General features: G+C 45.1%; 14 protein-coding genes. 8 read left to right on the top strand and 6 right to left on the bottom strand.

Annotated features, from left to right (window positions below; all coding sequences use genetic code 11):
- Positions 1 to 26: 26 nt before the first annotated feature.
- Both LY387_RS07865 and LY387_RS07860 read left to right on the top strand, forming a co-directional pair.
- Complete coding sequence (locus tag LY387_RS07865) at positions 27 to 1,934, top strand: alkaline phosphatase D family protein (RefSeq protein WP_234495982.1); 1,908 nt, start codon at positions 27 to 29, stop codon at positions 1,932 to 1,934.
- Between the two features lie 72 nt (positions 1,935 to 2,006).
- A complete protein-coding gene (locus tag LY387_RS07860) occupies positions 2,007 to 2,456 on the top strand; it encodes a TerB family tellurite resistance protein (protein ID WP_042472910.1) in 450 nt (149 codons plus the stop codon).
- 49 nt (positions 2,457 to 2,505) lie between these two features.
- On the opposite strand, the gene LY387_RS07855 is transcribed toward LY387_RS07860, so the two are convergent.
- Together LY387_RS07855 and LY387_RS07850 are read right to left on the bottom strand one after the other, a co-directional pair.
- Positions 2,506 to 3,036 carry a 3'-5' exonuclease gene (locus LY387_RS07855; protein WP_234495981.1) on the bottom strand — a complete coding sequence of 177 codons (531 nt, stop codon included), beginning with the start codon at positions 3,034 to 3,036 and terminating at the stop codon, positions 2,506 to 2,508.
- A gap of 88 nt (positions 3,037 to 3,124) precedes the next feature.
- Positions 3,125 to 4,660: a sensor domain-containing diguanylate cyclase gene (locus LY387_RS07850; RefSeq protein WP_234495980.1), complete on the bottom strand. Its 1,536-nt coding sequence runs from the start codon at positions 4,658 to 4,660 to the stop codon at positions 3,125 to 3,127.
- A gap of 324 nt (positions 4,661 to 4,984) precedes the next feature.
- Here LY387_RS07850 and LY387_RS07845 point away from each other — a divergent pair, with 324 nt between their 5' ends.
- The 5 genes from LY387_RS07845 (at position 4,985) to LY387_RS07825 (ending at position 11,541) form a co-directional block, all read left to right on the top strand.
- The gene (locus LY387_RS07845) at positions 4,985 to 5,617 is read left to right on the top strand and encodes a DUF2760 domain-containing protein (protein WP_042472908.1); all 633 of its coding nucleotides are present in this window, start codon (positions 4,985 to 4,987) and stop codon (positions 5,615 to 5,617) included.
- On the top strand, positions 5,617 to 7,479 hold the full coding sequence (locus tag LY387_RS07840; protein WP_419153428.1) for an Hsp70 family protein: 1,863 nt from the start codon (positions 5,617 to 5,619) through the stop codon (positions 7,477 to 7,479). Before LY387_RS07845 ends, LY387_RS07840 begins: the two co-directional genes overlap by 1 nt.
- 83 nt (positions 7,480 to 7,562) lie before the next feature.
- Positions 7,563 to 10,361, top strand: a complete 2,799-nt coding sequence (locus tag LY387_RS07835; protein WP_234495979.1) for an Hsp70 family protein — start codon at positions 7,563 to 7,565, stop codon at positions 10,359 to 10,361.
- 128 nt (positions 10,362 to 10,489) lie between these two features.
- Positions 10,490 to 10,654: a hypothetical protein gene (locus tag LY387_RS07830; protein ID WP_234495978.1), complete on the top strand. Its 165-nt coding sequence runs from the start codon at positions 10,490 to 10,492 to the stop codon at positions 10,652 to 10,654.
- Positions 10,655 to 10,773: 119 nt separating this feature from the next.
- On the top strand, positions 10,774 to 11,541 hold the full coding sequence (locus tag LY387_RS07825) for a hypothetical protein (RefSeq protein WP_234495977.1): 768 nt from the start codon (positions 10,774 to 10,776) through the stop codon (positions 11,539 to 11,541).
- A 208-nt stretch (positions 11,542 to 11,749) separates the two neighbouring features.
- Here LY387_RS07825 and LY387_RS07820 read toward each other — a convergent pair whose 3' ends face one another.
- From LY387_RS07820 to LY387_RS07810, 3 genes are all read right to left on the bottom strand, one after another.
- On the bottom strand, positions 11,750 to 13,513 hold the full coding sequence (locus LY387_RS07820) for a phospholipase D family protein (protein WP_234495976.1): 1,764 nt from the start codon (positions 13,511 to 13,513) through the stop codon (positions 11,750 to 11,752).
- A 73-nt stretch (positions 13,514 to 13,586) separates the two neighbouring features.
- The gene (locus LY387_RS07815; RefSeq protein WP_234495975.1) at positions 13,587 to 14,642 is read right to left on the bottom strand and encodes a DUF2955 domain-containing protein; all 1,056 of its coding nucleotides are present in this window, start codon (positions 14,640 to 14,642) and stop codon (positions 13,587 to 13,589) included.
- On the bottom strand, positions 14,632 to 15,774 hold the full coding sequence (locus LY387_RS07810) for an HlyD family secretion protein (RefSeq protein WP_234495974.1): 1,143 nt from the start codon (positions 15,772 to 15,774) through the stop codon (positions 14,632 to 14,634). The genes LY387_RS07815 and LY387_RS07810 overlap by 11 nt, the downstream gene beginning before the upstream one ends.
- A 226-nt stretch (positions 15,775 to 16,000) precedes the next feature.
- Here LY387_RS07810 and LY387_RS07805 point away from each other — a divergent pair, with 226 nt between their 5' ends.
- Complete coding sequence (locus tag LY387_RS07805) at positions 16,001 to 17,023, top strand: helix-turn-helix domain-containing protein (RefSeq protein WP_234495973.1); 1,023 nt, start codon at positions 16,001 to 16,003, stop codon at positions 17,021 to 17,023.
- A 40-nt stretch (positions 17,024 to 17,063) separates the two neighbouring features.
- Here LY387_RS07805 and LY387_RS07800 read toward each other — a convergent pair whose 3' ends face one another.
- The gene (locus tag LY387_RS07800; protein ID WP_234495972.1) at positions 17,064 to 18,116 is read right to left on the bottom strand and encodes a hypothetical protein; all 1,053 of its coding nucleotides are present in this window, start codon (positions 18,114 to 18,116) and stop codon (positions 17,064 to 17,066) included.
- Positions 18,117 to 18,157: the final 41 nt, after the last annotated feature.

Raw genomic sequence — 18,157 nt, 5'->3', positions numbered from 1 at the left:
GAAAACAAAAGGTAACAAGGATAGTCATGACGACACTACCCCATCTTCTTGCAGGACCAGTTCTTCGCCGAACAAACAAACGTGAGCTGACACTTTGGTTTGCGACGTCAGTTTCACCTCTGTCTTTGTCCGTTTCTGTATCTGGTGAGTTCGGCAAGCATTCCTACTCGATACCTGAGTCTCAGATATTGCAGCTGAGTCCTAAGCTTTGGATAGTCCAGTTCTATTTACAACACTCTTTTGAAGCGCACGATAAGCTTCACTACGACATCGTCGACTTGGCATCAAATCGTTCCGTTCTTCATAAGAATATGTTTTATGCCGATAACGAACGCGTCGATGTTCAACTCACGGACACCGCAGACTATATCATTCATGGCTCCTGTAGAAACCCACACCACCCAAGTCCAGATAGTCTTGCAAAGTTAGACGAGCGCATTGAAATTAAGGTAAAAGACGGTCAATTGACTGATCGTCCCGATATCCTGCTACTCACTGGTGATCAAATATACGCTGACCACATCGCCGGGCCGACTCTTCAGTGTATTCATAAAGTCATTAAGCTTCTGGAATTACCTAACGAAGAATTTCTCCGAAGCTCGCTTACAGACAGTTCGTTGCTTCACAGTGGCGAAGTTGGACTTTATGAAAGAGATAAACTCTTACCTAAGTATCAGGATACCAGTAGTCGACTCAAGAACTTATTAAACTCACAACAAACCGCCATTTTCAGTTCACGAGAATGTGATAACCATTTGGTTACTCTGTCTGAGTTCATCGCGATGTACCTTCTTACTTGGTCCCCAGAGTTATGGCATCTCGTTGGTTTCGAAAAGTTAAGCGCCAATGACATCAGCCCCTCGCATCGCGAACAGTGGCTATCAGAGCAACAAGCACTAGAAGGGTTCGTCGCCGATTTATCAAAGGTTCGACGACTACTTGCTCATATTCCTACTTACATGATTTTCGACGACCATGACGTCACAGATGATTGGAACCTAACGGTTGGCTGGGAAAAAGCCGCGTATGACAATGCTTTCTCGAAGCGAATCATAGGTAATGCTTTAGTGAGCTATCTGATTTTCCAAGCTTGGGGAAATCATCCAGAACAGATGCATTCCGACTGGAAACAAGAATTAGCCACCTTGTTCCCAAACAATCCGGTTAGCGAGACAATGCTAGATAACGATCAGCATGATGAATTGATTCAGCAGCTTCTGAGATACGAAAAATGGCACTACACCTTAGAAAGCCACCCTAAAGTGATCGTTCTTGACACCCGAACTCGGCGCTGGCGTTCCGAGTCAAAGATGAACAAACCGTCAGGGCTTATGGATTGGGAGGCGATGGTTGAGTTTCAACAAGAGTTGATTGGGTTTGACTCTGTCGTTGTCGTTTCTCCAGCCCCAATGTTTGGTGTGAAATTTATTGAGACGCTACAAGCTATGGCGACCAAGCTTGGCAATCCACTGATCATTGATGCTGAGAACTGGATGGCGCATCCAGGAAGTGCCAACACCTTGCTGTCGATTTTTACTCACAGTAAAACGCCCGAGAATTTTGTCATTCTGTCTGGCGATGTGCACTATTCATTCGTCTATGACGTAAAGCTCAGATTCAAACAAACTGATTCTCACATCTATCAGATTACATGCAGTGGTATCAAGAGCGAGTTCCCAGAACCCCTACTGACAATCTGTGACACCCTAGATAAATGGCTATATACGCCACGCTCTCCGCTCAACTGGTTTACTAAACGTAAACGCTTAAAGATATTTAAGCGTAAGCCAGAGCCAAGTGACCACAATCGATTAGTCAATAAGTCTGGTGTTGGCTTGGTGAAGCTTGACCCTTTCGGCAAACCTGCTTACGTCGCCGTACTTCATGGGGATGGCTCTGAAACGGTATTTCCTGAAACTAATTCAGAAGATTAGACTCTAACTACTTGTGATCTCGCGCACATAGCACTATGTAGTTAAGTAACACCGTTAAAAGTAGGTACGCCAATGTTCAACTCAATTACTTCTTTATTTAAACAGCTTATTGAAGGGGATGATCTGTCCAAAGCTCAGGGGGTCAGCCCCAACCTCGCTATCGCTTCCTTGCTGTGCGAAGTCTCTAAGGCTGACTATCAAGTAGATGCAGAGGAAGAAAAAGCGAAGCGTCAGTTGGTAGTGCGTATGCTCGGCTTGACGGATGCCGAAGCCGTCACCCTGCTCGACCAAGCTCAAGAGCAAGCCCAAAACTCAGCGTCACTTTATGATTTTACCTCTAGCTTAAGAGAGCTTAGCCAAGAACGACGTTTTGAATTAATTAAAGCGATGTGGGAAGTGGCTAATGCAGACGGTGTGATTGATCCGTTGGAGGATTCTGTCATCAGAAAAGTTGCGGAGCTGCTTTATGTTGACCATAGCGAGTTCATACGCGCCAAAATACAGGTTGTCGATAAAGACTAAGATTTTAATGATTAGCCTCTTCTATAAAGCTAGGAAGAGGCTAACAAAATTAAAGCATCGTCAGAGCAAGCTTGGCGAGATTATAGGCATCGACGTATCCTGAATGCTGACGCCCTTCCCACTCAATTCCTTTCTGCTCTTGAGCGGCCTTATGACCTATACGCTTGTCTTTTAGTCGGTTTTGAATGCGGTACAGCGTGGCTAAGTTAACAAACTCTTTGAAAGGCATTTCAATGCCTTTAGCTTCGCACTCAAGGCGCAAAATATCATCATCGCGGCCCCAAGAAGCATATATCTTATTGGGACCACCAAAGTTCTTAACCATTGACTGTATCACTGACTCAAGTGGTCGCCCTTGTTTCTCAACTTTTCTCGGGGTAATGCCTGTCAGCTCTGTGCAGAACAACGACACTTCATCTTTCTCGGGTTTTACATAGTACTGAGCACGCTTTACGACTTCTTGCTTCACCAAATCGATCTCAGCCAAGCCAACTTCGATGATTTCACCTGTTGTACCAACGCCGTCGACGTTCCAGCAACACATTTCAAGATCAAAACAAACGACTCGGTTATAATTCATAGCGACTTAGTAAACAGTAATTAACACCGCGAAATTGTAGCGTATTCAAAACAAAAGCTCGACAGGCACATTACCGATCGCTCTTTATTCAAGCAACATTGGCTCGATTTCTACCATTCGCCTTACTAATGTACAGCTGCTCGTCTGCCCTATTGAGCAACTGTTCGATAGTTTCACCACGATAGACGGCAGCTCCAATACTTAACGTACAAGTAAAAGATGAATCTATTGATGGCCACGAGAGCTGAGAAGCTTCGACGCAGATATCTGCAATATAGCTTTGTAGAGTCATATAATCGATGCATCGACTGATAACAGCAAACTCATCGCCGCCTAAACGGAATAACATGTCATCCGGATACAGCTTATCTTTGATATACGCTGCAACCTGCATTAGTATCTCGTCACCCGCTACATGACCATACTTGTCATTGATTCCTTTAAACTGATCGACATCGATAATCACCAGTGAGAACGGCTTGTTGCAAGAGACGTGGTAGTCGGTCAAGCGATTGAATGCGCGTCGGTTATAGACCTCTGTTAACGGGTCTCGCTCTACGAGGTATTGAAGATCTCTTGTACGGCGGTTCACAATCACGGCAAGTCTACGCTGCTCTCTAAGCATCAGATACACAACGTAAGCGAGCAACAGTGAAATCAACAAACCACCCGTCATCACGAAGAAAAGAATTAACTTATCGTTCTTTGAAATTCCAGCATCGTGTTTAAACTGAATACGCCACTGACGATCGTAAAGGTCGATGATGACATCTTTTGAAGGTTCATCCAACGTATCCCAAAGGTTGTTTTGATAGAGTATCGGGTCATCCTCTGCATCAAACCCAAGATCCACAACGCGAATCCCTACCTCTTTACCTATTGCTGTACGACTAACAATCTGCTCAAAATATACTGTGATTCTGATTACCCCAATCACGACACCACGCAGTGATCGTGTGCCGGCATCAAATACCGGTACATAAACTAGCATCCCCTCTTTGGGCAAAGAGCGATCGAATCCATCCTGGAGTAGTCGAATCTTGTCCGAAAGACTTGGCTCTCCCGTTTCCATAGTGTTTCTTATAACGCGACGAACGCGCTCTCGAGAAGAGTAATAACCTAAGGCTCTAAGGTTCGACTCGTTGACTGGATAGACATCACTCGCCACATAGATAGGTTCATCATTTTCTAATATGTAACCTTCAATACGTGGTTGATCTTTGGGAACGGTATACACTTGATAACTAGGAAAGCGCTCTCGCACTCGTTTGATATGAGTGTCTAGCTGCTCTGGATAGACCTTTTTCATCCATTGCATAGCAATGAGACTTTTTGAACTGTCTACCAAAGGCTCCGCGAAACTCGAGAAATTATCCCACGCACTGGGTTGGGTCGCATGATAGAAGCTAGCTCCTGCTCCTATAAAGCTTACATCGAGCATGACGAGCTCTTTTATATTTTCGGTTTGATTCTCTGTTAAAAATTCAAAATTTGAGTCGGCTAGCTGTTTTTGTCCTCCATAGACGATATGTGTAATAAATGCGGTAAGCACAACGCCAAATACGAATACCAAAACGGCATATCGCTTAACACCACGATCCTTTTGATTTAAGCCTGTAACCATTTTTTGTCCTGACTGACTACTAAAGTGCCAGCTTTCTCATTTGTGAAACTGATATATAACTAACGTATTATTTGCATTGATAATTTTAATTTTTAATGGTAGCAAAATCGATTCTACACACACTCAAATTATCAAGAAGTTACAGTTTCAATTAATGAAACACAGATCACTTTAAATTAGCAAAACACCATCATCTGCTGATTTATCCACCGAAAAACTCACTTTGTAATGACAAAGCTGCGAAAGCATCGCGCTAAGAGCCTTGATTATGCTAGACTTCGCCCCAAAATTAACTACTAATGACTGACACATAGAGAAACCCCTATGAACTTCGACCTAAATGTTATCCCAACGACTTTCGACATGCTGCACGCTGGCCTAGCCGCTTCAAGCGTCCTACTACTCGCTATTGCTGTGTCTCGTAAGAGCAAAGTTGTCGAGAAAGTGGTAGAAAAGCCAGTAGAGAAGATTGTCGAGGTTGAAAAGCCAGTAGAAAAAATCGTAGAAATTGAAAAAGTCGTAGAAGTCGAAAAAGTGGTAGAGAAAGTTGTGGAAGTAGAATCCAAACTTGCAACCGCTTCAACCGATTCTGCGATGCAGTTACTTTCGCTGATGCAACAAGAAGCACGTATGGTCGACTTCCTTCAAGAAGACCTAACATCATTCTCAGATGAAGAAGTTGGCGCTGCGGCACGTGTAGTTCACTCTGGTGGTAAAAAGGTTATCACTGAGTACTTCGAGCTATCTCCGATTCGCAATGAAGAAGAAGAGACTCGCATTTCAATTGAAGAAGGCTTCGACCCTCAGTCTGTGCGTCTGACCGGCAATGTCACGGGCAATGCACCATTCAATGGTACGCTTGTCCATAAAGGCTGGAAGGCAGATAAAGTCACTCTGCCTAAGCTTTCTGAGAACTACAACGCATCAATCATCGCACCTGCAGAGGTGGAGCTATAATGGAACCTTCAGTGCAAACTCAAGACCAAACTATTGCAAAATACAGTGTAGGTATCGACCTTGGTACGACACACTGTGTTATGTCGTTTATCGACACTCAAAACGAAGACGCTCAAGTTGAAGTCGTCGCCATTCCTCAGCTAACTGCCCCAGGGACAGTTGAGTCATATAAACAGCTTGGCTCGTTCTTGTATCAACCACATGAACACGAAATGGGTCAAGGTTCTCGCACGCTGCCTTGGACGAGCGAGCCGAAAGCTTTGGTTGGTGCGGTGGCACGTAACCTTGGCTCAAAAACACCGATTCGCTTGGTGGCAAGTGCTAAATCTTGGTTATGTCACGGTGGTGTGAACCGTCGTGATAGTTTTCTGCCACAAGGCAGCCCTGAAGAAGTGAGCAAAGTATCACCTCTTCGTGCGACAGAACTCTATCTAGAGCACCTGAAAGATGCATGGAATCACATGCATCCAGACAATGCTCTGGAACAACAAGACGTGACCATCACGGTACCAGCATCATTTGACCCTGCAGCTCGCGATCTAACAGCAGAAGCGGCACGCAATGTTGGTCTTGCGCACCTTACTCTCTTAGAAGAGCCACAAGCTGCACTTTATAGCTGGATTGATAACAGTAACGATAAATGGCGTGATGAAGTCAACGTCGGTGATGTTGTTTTGGTTGTCGATGTAGGTGGTGGTACTACCGACTTGTCTCTTGTTGCCGTTACCGAAGAAGACGGTAACTTAAACTTAGAACGAGTAGCGGTTGGTGAGCATATTCTTCTTGGTGGCGACAACATGGACCTTGCGCTTGCGTATCGTCTTAAGATGAAGCTCGCGCAAGATGGTAAAGAACTTCAACCATGGCAAGTACAGGCGATGACACACGCTTGTCGTGACGCAAAAGAAGCGCTGCTCAATGATGCTGAGCTTCAAGCTGTACCAATTGTTGTTCCAAGCCGTGGATCTAAGCTACTCGGCGCGACATTAAAAACGGAGTTGACTCAACAAGAAGTACAGCAAACGCTGGTTGACGGTTTCTTCCCTCAGGTTGGCGTTCAAGAGCATCCTGTACAACGTGCTCGCGGTGCACTGACTCAAATGGGTCTACCCTACGCTCAAGATGCCGCGATTACTCGTCACATTGCCGCGTTTTTAAGCCGTCAAAGTAACGCGACCGAGAACGCATTTGCAGGTATTCCAGGAATGGAAGCTGCACCCGAGTTTGTTAAACCAACGGCACTGCTATTTAACGGCGGTGTACTTAAGTCTAAGCTGCTCTCTGATCGCCTGTTCAATACGATTAACAGCTGGTTAGAATCAGCCAATGCAGAAAAAGCGAAAATGCTGTCAGGTCTCGATCTTGACCTTGCGGTCGCGAGCGGTGCAGCCTATTACGGCAGCGTACGTCGCGGCCAAGGCGTTCGTATTCGCGGTGGTATCGCGTCTAGCTACTATATCGGTATCGAGAGCGCTATGCCTGCGATCCCAGGCATGGCTCCTCCAATGGAAGCTCTATGCGTGGCTCCTTTTGGCATGGAAGAAGGCAGCAGCGTGCAGGTACCGAGCCAAGAATTTGGTTTGGTCATCGGTCAGCCTGTTCACTTCCAATTCTTTGGTTCGACAACTCGCCGCGAAGACGAAGCAGGTGTCCACCTAGATTACTGGAGACCAGAAGAACTTGAAGAACTGCCAGAGATTCAAGTGACTCTGCCAGTATCAGAAGGGCGCAACATTGGAGACGTTGTTCCAGTGACGCTATCATCACGTGTAACTGAGCTTGGTACTCTCTATCTTGAGGCAATCGCTTCAGACAACGGTCAAAAATGGCACGTTGAGTTCGACGTTCGCGAAGACGCATAATAATAACTATGATGAAACGGCACGCTATGTGCCGTTTTTTATCCCCACTCTCTCCCTTTTCAAAACCCTAACTGGAGCGTGTCATGGCATCCGCACAATATTTGGTCGGCATCGATTTAGGGACAACCAACACGGTTGTTGCATTCTGTGAAATTCAAGACGACCTTTCTAACTCCCCTGTTGAACTCTTTGAAATAGACCAACTTGTTGGTCCGGGCGAAGTAGTAAGGAAACCGCTCTTGCCGTCCTTCCGCTATCATGCTGCGCAGCAACAAGTTTCGGATTCCGATCTGACACTCCCGTGGGAAAACGAACCAGTTAAAGGGGACATCCAAAACCTAATCATTGGTGAATGGGCGCGAGAGCTTGGAGCAAAAGTAGAAGGTCGTCAGGTCTCTAGTGCAAAGAGTTGGTTGTCACACACCGCGGTTGATCGTGAAGACGATATCCTTCCTTGGGCAGGTGCTCAAGATGTTGAAAAAGTCTCTCCAGTTATCGCAAGTGCAAGTTATCTCAATCATATCCGTCAGGCGTGGAACCATAGACACCATTACAACAAGCTTGAAGACCAAGACGTCGTGATCACAGTACCTGCTTCATTTGATGAAACGGCTCGTAAACTCACACTTCAAGCGGCAAAGCTCGCCGGCCTTCCAAAAGTTCATTTACTGGAAGAGCCTCAAGCTGTTTGCTACGACTGGTATGCTCGACACAAAGAAACGGCGTCGCAAGAGCTTTCGCAAGTGCCATTGATTCTGGTCTGTGATGTAGGTGGTGGTACCACAGACCTCAGTTTAATCGAAGCAAAACACGACGACGAAGAGCTAATGCTGAATCGTATCGGCGTGGGTGAGCACTTAATGCTAGGTGGTGACAACCTTGATTTGGCACTCGCCCATATGGCTGAGCAACGATTCAATGAGTCGAAGAAACTGAACGCTGCAAGTCTCACTAAACTCATTCAGCAAACCAGAAAAGCAAAAGAAGCACTGTTGTCTGAAGATGCACCATCAGAAATGAAAATTACAATGCTTGGTAGTGGTTCGCGACTGATTGGCGGCACCAAAAGTATAGCGCTCAGTAAATCCGAAGTTCACCAGATTGCGCTCGAAGGTTTCTTCCCTCAAACTGAATTCGGAGAGTTGCCAGATAAGAAGCGCAGCGCAGTCGTTGAGTTTGGGTTGCCGTACGTCTCCGATCCAGCCGTTAGCAAACATGTCTCAGAGTTCTTGCATTTACATCAAGAGGTTTCTAAAGAAGCATTAAACGATGGTGCAGAGCCCGCGATCCCTGTGGGTCTGTTGCTTAACGGCGGCGTTTTCAATAGCGAACTCGTCACACGCCGTATCGTTGATATCGTAGAAAACTGGAAAGGCTCCCCTATTTCACTGCTCTCCAACCCACATCCGGATTGGTCAGTGGCCCTTGGAGCCGTGGCCTTTGCCAAAGCACGCCGTGGCGCTCAATTAAAGATTGGTGGTGGTAGTGCGCGCTCTTACTTCCTTCATCTGCAAGAAAAGAACAAGCTTGGCCAAGCATTATGTTTGTTATCAAAAGGTACGGAAGAAGGACAAGAGATTCGACTTACAGGCCGTCGCTTCGCACTGACTCTAGGTGAACCTGTTCGATTCAATCTACTGACTTCGACGCATGATTACTTTGGCGAGCATCAAAAGGTTCAGAATGGCTTGATGACCCATATCGATCCGGATCAGTTCAAACCGCTACCACCTTACATCAGTACGTTACAAGGTAACGAAAAACAACTCAACGCTAACCAAAAAGAGCGTGTTGAGGTGCAACTCGCGTGTCAGTTAACGGAAGTCGGAACACTAAAGATCGAATGTGTAAGCGTCGAGGATGAGCAGCAGCGATGGGAGTTAGAGTTTGAGGTTAGGAATCAACAAGCCCAAGAAGAAACCATTCAAGCTCATCCTGGTCTAGAGCTCAGTAAAGCGCTTATCTCACGATTATACAGTGGTAATAAGAATAGTGCCGACAGTAAAGAGATTAAGATTCTCGCGAAATCGCTAGAAAAGAGCTTAGGCAAAAAAGATGAGTGGGATTTTCACACCCTTCGCTCACTCGTCGACAGCTTTTCATTAGGCCGCAAACGTCGCCGTCGCTCGGAGCAGCATGAAAAGAACTGGCTTCGACTTACTGGTTTCTGTATGCGTCCGGGGTTTGGGGACGCAACTGACTCTTGGAGAATGGAACAAATATGGGGTTTGTATCAGCAAGGCATCCAATTCCAAAATTCTCAAGGCTGGAGTGACTGGTGGACATTTTGGCGTCGCGTGTCTGGAGGTCTGAACGAAGAACAGCAAGAGGTTATCCTAGGTGACATTGCTAAGTACCTTCATCCAGGAGCGATGAAGAATGCTAAGACGTTCCAAGGTGCCAAGGATAAGGGTTACGAGGCAATGGTGAGGCTGTCAGCAAGCTTAGAAAACCTCTACGTTGACGACAAAGTTCTGCTAGCGACTTGGTACTTAAGCAAAGCAATTAATCAGTCTCAGTTCGAACAAGCACACTGGTGGGCTCTTGGCCGTCTTGCATCACGAACACCGCTTTATGGTAGCCAGCATAACGTGATAGCTAGAGAGCAAGTCGAGCAATGGCTACCAAAACTTCTTGAGCAAAACTGGATTAAAGAGCCAATGGCGGCGTTTGCTTGTGTTCTTATGTGCCGTAAGACTGGTGACCGTTCGTTAGACGTTTCTGATGATTATCGGACACAAGTTATGGACAAGTTGAAGACCTCAAAGGCACCTACTAACTGGCTCGAACTAGTATCCGAGGTGAAAGAGCTTTCAGAATCCGACTCGAAAAAGCTATTCGGTGATGCCTTGCCTGCTGGGTTACATTTGTTGAAGGATTAATCGATTCTATAGCTTTGCTTCGTTAGTTGGCATTTTAAGGTAAGTAATAACCTTTATTCCGAGCTAATTTCTTAAATAGCAGTTAGATTTCTCACGAAATACTATTTATAAATTGCGCGGAGAAGCCAATGAAGAGCAGAGTTATAGAGTTCCAACCTCTTGGTATTGGCGATTGGATACGAGTTGAGGTGACCCCAGAAGTTGCCGAAGTCCTAGCGAAAGAATACACAGAATACGGTTGGCCGGTTAGGGTTTACAGTTACATATTTAATGGAAAGAAAAACGAGCTCTGAGCTCGTTTTTTTATGCCTCCACCAATTCCTACTCTTTAATGGATAGTCTATCCTTTAAGTTAACCTGCTGATTCAGTGAACTTTTCGATATCGAAACTTGCTTGAGTAAAGGAATTACGATGAAGGCCAAGTATCTATACCCTATCCTACTATCTAGTGTTATCTGCCCTCCCTTGTCTGCTAACGATAGGGCAAGTAGTGACGATGAATGGGAGTTTCTTTTGGTATTCCCAATGATTTGGACTCCCAGTATCTCTGGCACCGCGGGTGACGCTGATGGTCGAGCCGATATCGATATCCCATTTTCAAATATCGTCAAAAACTTGAATTTTGGCATCATGGGAGACTTCTACGCCCAAAAAAACAAATGGCTGTTCGGTTTTCGAACCAATTATCTTCACATCAAGAGCGATACCTCCTCTACCTATAGCCCTAACTCTCCACTGCTCCCTGATATCACCGCTAACATCGATGTAGACGCGACCATGTCACTAAATGATTTGTTTGGAGGGTATGAAGTGGCTGGCGGCTTAGTGCTCTTAACTGGCGTTAGACACACCTACAGTCGTTTTAACGTTGGTGTCAATATCAATGGTACACCCATTGACCCCATAAAGTCCTCTGGTCATCAGTTTGATTGGTTGGTCGGTCTCAAATACGCGCATTGGTTTAATCAAGCCTGGGGCCTAAGCCTGACAGTAGACAGTAGTATTGCGGGTGACAACGACGTGAACCGAGGTATAAACCTTGCTGGTATGTACCGTTTAAGTGAGTTGAATAATATTTGGTTTGGATATCGGTATTTAAACATTCAAAACGATTCGGGCACTACACAAGTGGATGTCACTCAGCAGGGCCCGATGGTCGGTTGGGCGTTTAGTTTTTAAAACCGTACATATCTCAGTCTAGTTTGTAAATGCGTGGCCAAATCAATATGTAGCCAGAGCGTTTCGATATCTTGGACTCTAAAGTGGACAATCATGTTTATCTCCATCGTTGTGTGGTTTTTGAACATACAGGTTCTGATAGGTCTCTGTTTGCCAAAACACGCCACAACGATGGATAAGTAGTGAAATAAATTAAACAGCAACGAATTTAGAACTGATATTTAAGCCCTGTAGACTCTAACAGCTCATAGATTTCTCGTTGACTTTCCGATGTTCGCCCTTTTGTCCCACCTACCTCGCGCAGTTTATTTCGCATTGAAATCCATTCTTCGCTTCCCCATCGAAGAGAGTCTTTCTTAAGAAGCTCAAACTGCTGATTGAGATCATTGATAATCTCATCGCCAGTCAAGAAAAAACCCACTTCGTTGTTGTACAGCAGAGAGCGAAAGTCGAGGTTAGTCGTTCCTACGAATGCACTGTCGTCAATGATAAGAAATTTAGCGTGAAGCTTTCCATAAAATTGGTCACCACCGAGTAATACAGAGTCTGGCTTACCCAGTTGATAGAACTTTATCCTTGGATGATTAATCGCCTTTTGCCACGCCTCTGAATTCAAGAATGATTCATTTAGTTCGTTATTCGCTAAATCATCTTCAAGCCATGTTTTCTTAAGCTCATCGTCATACATGATAAGCGTTGGGACGGTGTGCATGTCTATCACTGCTTGAGTGAAGAAATTGTCGCTTGTCAGTACCGAGTTGGTGATGATTTCAATGTTTCGTTCAGGATCTTGCTCCAACCACCGGAGTGCCGTATTGAGATCTTTGCCAATGACACCTTCATCTTTTAAAAGCTCTGACTGCAAAAAGAGATACGGCGACACCACTTTAATCGTTTTTAAACTGGTGTCGGTATAAGCGACTTTTGCCAATATTCCACTAATAGAGTTCGCATTAGCGCTTTTATTCGTGCTGTAGCGCTCAACAACATCATCCGCGTTTAGGTTATCCAGTTCATGAGCAAACTTCGTATCTGATGTTCGATACCCTTCTTGGACAAAGCTAGACACCGAGCTGTAGGCTTGGTTGAACTCCGAGTTGGATTTCAATTGTGCATAGGCTTGTAGCAATAGTTCACGATCTCGGTTGTAAGATGACCAAGTATCGAGCTTCTTATTGCCTGGTTTAGTAAACAAAACCGTGAAGTAGTATTCACTCAAGCGACTTGGACTTTCGTTGACTTTGGCATCCGATAAAGGCCTGAGCATAATTTCGATATCGCGGAATGCTGAGAGATCCTTCTCGCCATCGCTATTGATTCCATAGTAATGCAGTGACATGTTGCGGCCACCGGTAATCACATAAGCATCTTCGTTATAAAACCCATCAACGATAAAAAGCTTGTCATGTGAACGATGGTTCCAACGAGAATCACCTTCAGTTAATGCGTTAAATATAACCGCCTGTACTCGGGCTTTCTGGTTTGTCTTCACCCCTTCTCTATCTAGAATATAGCCCGCGTTCTCTTCACATTGCATCAAGCCTTTTAAGTTACCATTGTTCAGGCTGTATGAGCCTAAACTATCCACCATGATTCGAACATCTACGCCACGCTCAACCGCTTTACACAATGCACCAAGCGTCGCCTTACCCGCTAAATCGTCAGCAAAAATGTAATACGTCATATCAATAGTGTGTTTAGCATTTTCAATCAGATAGATTTTCGTTGCTAAGCTCTGTATAGCATCCTTTTGCTCAGTACCTAACACTTTAACTTTGGCGGGTTGCACGGGTAATAGACTTTCGGACGCAAGCTTCAGATAGTCCTGGTCCAGCTCATCAGAATCACGCCAACGTCGAGATTCCATAAGCTCTGATGTCCATGCGTCATTTGAAGTAACGGGCGGGTGCGCATTGGAGGCACACCCTCCAATGATGAATAATGAAATTGCGACTGAAATCCCTTTCCACATATCTTTATCCTGAGTTTGATTTTAGAAGGTCGAATATGACCTAAATTTTCTATCTATAGCCAGAAGACAACAGCTAGGTCTTGGTCATCTGACCTTTAAATTCCAGTATTTTCCACTGCCTTGTTTCGATAAAGAAGGCAGCAACGACCATGTAAACAGCGACGAGTGCGAGCAAACCCAAACGTATCCACATTTTTTCATCGATGACGCCAGAGCTCATTAGCGTGGTACCAATCAGTACAAGAGCCGTATTGAGTGCTGTTGCGTAAATCGGCGCTTTTGCTGACTCTGTGTACATTTTGGTGCCCAAAGTGATCGCTAGTAAGGCGATGAATAATGTATAGAACGCAATATTAGGCACTAAGGCTAGAACTCCAAATACGACAATCGCAATCACGCCACCAATCGCGTTACTGATAAGAAGAAAAGCACTCAGTTTTACCGACTTTTCACCTGTGATCATAAGGGAAAGCAGCGCGATAAAAATCATCGATAACAGGGCTTCGGAGATTTGAAAAACAAAAAATACACTAACTACTGGAAACGCGATAATCAAAGCGCGCAGTGCAGAGAACCAACGAAATTCATCCGATAGTGACACCGCTTGATAACTGGCGTGCTGCTCTTCTCTCTCAGGTAAATAAATGTGGAGTAAAGCAAAGATGCCGACGGAAATAGCCCCAGACAAGCTCAGTCCTATGGCGAGAAAGATGGTTGTCCCAGTACTTTGAATAGCCATAAATGGCAGCATTAAAGTAGACATCAAAAGGATGGTTGCGAACAAGTTCCACTTTGGATCTAAGAACAAGAAGTAACCGATCATCATCAAACCGGCGACACTCGCTAACATAGGCACTGGATACTGCGCAAAACCAAGACTTAGTGCCACGCCAATCGCCACAGTGACGATCATTGCTAGTAGCAACTCATAAACGATATCGACATGAAGTACCCGTTTTTCAAACAAGAACTTCGCCGTGAAAATCGGCGCTACAAAAGCAAGTGGCCAATCTATCCAAGCAGCCAGAAATGTAGCGAGTGCAACACCGAGTGTGAAACGCAATATCCGCGTTTGAACCGCTGCTGGCAATACCTTCGTTGCTTGGCCGCTCAGTATTTTACCTGACATACGACATCCAACTTACAACTCGAATCCAAAGTTTTCCTAACAAATTGAACACTGTGCTGTCATCTGTATATACGACGACATCTGCTTGCCCGCCAATTCTTAATAGCCCGGTGGTATCCGCTGTATCAAACTCAATACTAACCGGCAGCATCTGCGTTTGTCGTAACCAACCTGTTTGATTATTAGCTTGAGCTAGCTTGCCCGCCTGGTTGCTCTGGCCCCAGTCAACGCCCCAGTCAACACTGGATATCGTCCCCTTCACCACTTTACCGGGAGCAAAATCCAGAGCGATCTCAACTTCATTACCTGGCTGAATGTTACCCAAGCTGTTTTCTCGAAAATATGCCTCAATCCAAATACTGTCAGTCGAGACAAATGTCATGATGGGCTGACCCGCACTCGCGTAAAAGCCTTCTGACAGACTGAAGTTTGAGACACCACCATTGGTTGGCGCGCGAACAACGGTACGCTCGAGATCCAGTTGCGCTTTTTCTAAAGCCAGCAGTGCCGCTTTGATCTGGCTATTCTCTTCACCTTCCGCACCAAGCTGTTTGTTCGCGCGATCTAGGTCGGCTTGTGCGTTTGCTACGTTTGCACGAGCAGTGGCAAGGCTAGCACGCGCTTTATCTGCCTCAGATACTGACACTACGCCCTTCTCTGCAAGACCTAAAACGCGCCTTGTTTGAAGCTCGACGTTATCTCGTTCAACGGTCGCACTCGTCAACCTCGCTTGAGCAGAAGCTATACTTGCCGTTTGTGCACCCACGTTTTGTCCGGCAATCTCAAGATCTTGCTCTGCTTTTTTTACCGCTATTTGGTAATCAACGGGGTTGAGACTAACAAGTACATCGCCTTCAGAAACAAGTTGGTTTGGTTGAACCTGTATATCAATAACCTGACCCGATACCTGAGGTTTTACCGGAACCACATAACCTTGAACACGAGCATTGTCGGTTGACGGTATGATACGATCAGAGGCAATACTTAAACCAAGGCTGGCGAGGATTAGCACTATTAATCCATTTGTGACCTTTTTTACCTTGTTTTGTTTTGCATCAGCTTGCTGCCTTTCCGTTTCGGCTTGCTCTGTACTCTCGTCTGATTTTTGTTCTAATTCTGTTTTGTCGCTCATTACACAGCCCTTGTTTACAATTCTGAGACTTAGACCCTTTTAGGTATAGACTATATCGCTAGTAATTTAAAATTAATTGCTTTAAAAATTAGTAGATTAGCGACGGGAGCCATAATTAGATGAACACTTCTCATCCGGTGATAAGGGTATATTAGTCGTTCGCCGAAAGTTGCCATTTCACGCCAAAATACTAATCTAAGATAACAACCACTGATAAAGCCAAACCATGCCAAGCAATCCAGAACCCATGACGAGCCTGATTAAGTCAGGTTACGCTCGAATATTACTCGAGCTATTTCGCGAATATAACGAAGACCCGCACCAAGCGATTCGTGACTCAGGCTTGCCCCCTGACTTATTTGAGCTCGACCAAGAGTTTTTGCCTCAAGAACCCGTGAAGCGTTTGTTGTATCTACTTGGCAATCAGCTGGGGATGAATAACTTTGGTGAACTCATCAGAACAGCCATCAAACAGAAGGCCTTGCCAAGACTTCTTGGTGAATTTGCGGAGTGTGAGACAGTTAGAGAAGCACTAGAATGCTCGCGTGATGTTTTCGCCTTCGACTCAACAAATGTTCGCGTCGGCCTAGAAACTACGCACGGTCGAACATGGTATTGGTGCAAGCGAGATTATGATGCCTCGCAGCCTTTCGTTTGGTCGGAGGTATGGGCGGTAGTTTATGCGATAGAAATGATTAGGGCATTAACGAAAACCAACTGGACACCAAAACAACTCAAGGTCCAGCATGATGAAATCGAGCTATATAAGGCAATAATCGGTAATTCTACTCAATACTTCGTGAGTAACGAGCGAATTGAGTGGCTAATCGAGGATGAGATTCTAGAACAGCGACCAATGATATCGTCGAAAGACACCGCTCCAAAAGCCCCTCTAGTTACTTGGCATGCTAACTTTACCGACCAAGTGTTTACAGCCCTTATGCCCTATGTCAGGGAGCATAATCTCACATTAGACAATGCAGCTAAACTACTCAAGATGTCGCCTAGGACTTTGCAAAGACGTTTAAACGAGGAACGCACTAACTTCCGGCACATAAAAGACAATCTTGTGTTTACTGTCGCTGTAGAGTTGATGGGAGAAGACCTATCGCTCACTCATATTGCAAGCCAACTTGGCTTTTCTGATATATCTCATTTCTCTAGATCTTTTAAACGAATCAGCGGTCTAACCCCCAAACTCTATCAACGCACGATCCTCAGCCTTAACAGTAACCACAGGTCTCCATAACCTCTGACTGGGATGAGGTTATGGAGTTGGAACAAGCCTACTATTCTGTTGGGCCTTCTTCTATTCGTGATTTTTGACCTAAACGATAGATTTGCTCTGCTCTGGTGCCAAAGAGCCAGAAACTGGCGGCCAAAACTGCAAAGAACAAAGCTTTATGCGTCCCTTCCCAAAAGTACTCAATAAAACGTGTGTACAAATTGACGAAGATAAAAATAAGACCGAACCCTCGATTCAACTCATCATCAAACTTGATTCCATGATACAGAGCAGCGATTGAGGCTATTAGTAACAACAGCGACCAATGTATCAATGAGAACTGGCTTACATCTCCCCAATCTGCAAAGTCTGCATAATTGCCGAAGATGGAAACAACCCAAAGCGACAAGAAAAATAGGATCAAGCCAAACGCTCGAGTGGTTAGAGCAAATTCTTCTTTCGACTTGAATCGGGTCTGTGCGAACATTCCCAAAGCAATAAGGAAAGCGCTAAATACGACAAATCGTAAAGGCATGCTCATCGCGAGAAAATAGCCGTTGTCACTCCATTGATAGGTTTCGAAACCAAACCAGGTTCCCAAGCTAAACAGCGAGCAAACCCAAACTAAGAGCGATGGAATCCAGAGCCCCAACAACCCATAAACAATGGACGCAAGCAGAATAAGCTTGGAGAGACTGTCTGTTTCAATGACTTGTCCAATGAAATAGATCGATATAGCCGTGCTGACAATTCCGAGTACAAAAAACGCCTCGTTACTAAAGGTTTTGTCCGGTGATTGTTTTTTTCTTCTCACTCCAAAAAGGTAAAACGCTGCAGACACAATGGCAAAAAAGACACTTTTGGCGATGTCTGGAGCGCTGAAAATGTTTTGGATGAGTTCGATCAGCCATTTATCAAGAAGTACTGACAGCACACTGAGCACAATACACAGTACTGCTACCCAAAAAGAGTATTTCGCAATGAGCGACCAATCTATCGTCGCGACATCATAGCTGCCTTTGAGCTTATTGTGGTCTTCTTGATCGATGACCCCCTCTTCCAGCCACGTATCAATGGCATTATTGACTACACGACTCTCTCGTTTTGAAAGCTTCATTTAATGACTCTTCTATTCGTCTATACAGGTTCTAACGCGCT

The organism is Vibrio maritimus (assembly GCF_021441885.1).
Classification (GTDB): Bacteria; Pseudomonadota; Gammaproteobacteria; order Enterobacterales; family Vibrionaceae; genus Vibrio; species Vibrio maritimus_B.
Note: the sequence above shows the minus strand (reverse complement) of the source record. Positions and strands in the feature narration are given on the sequence as shown.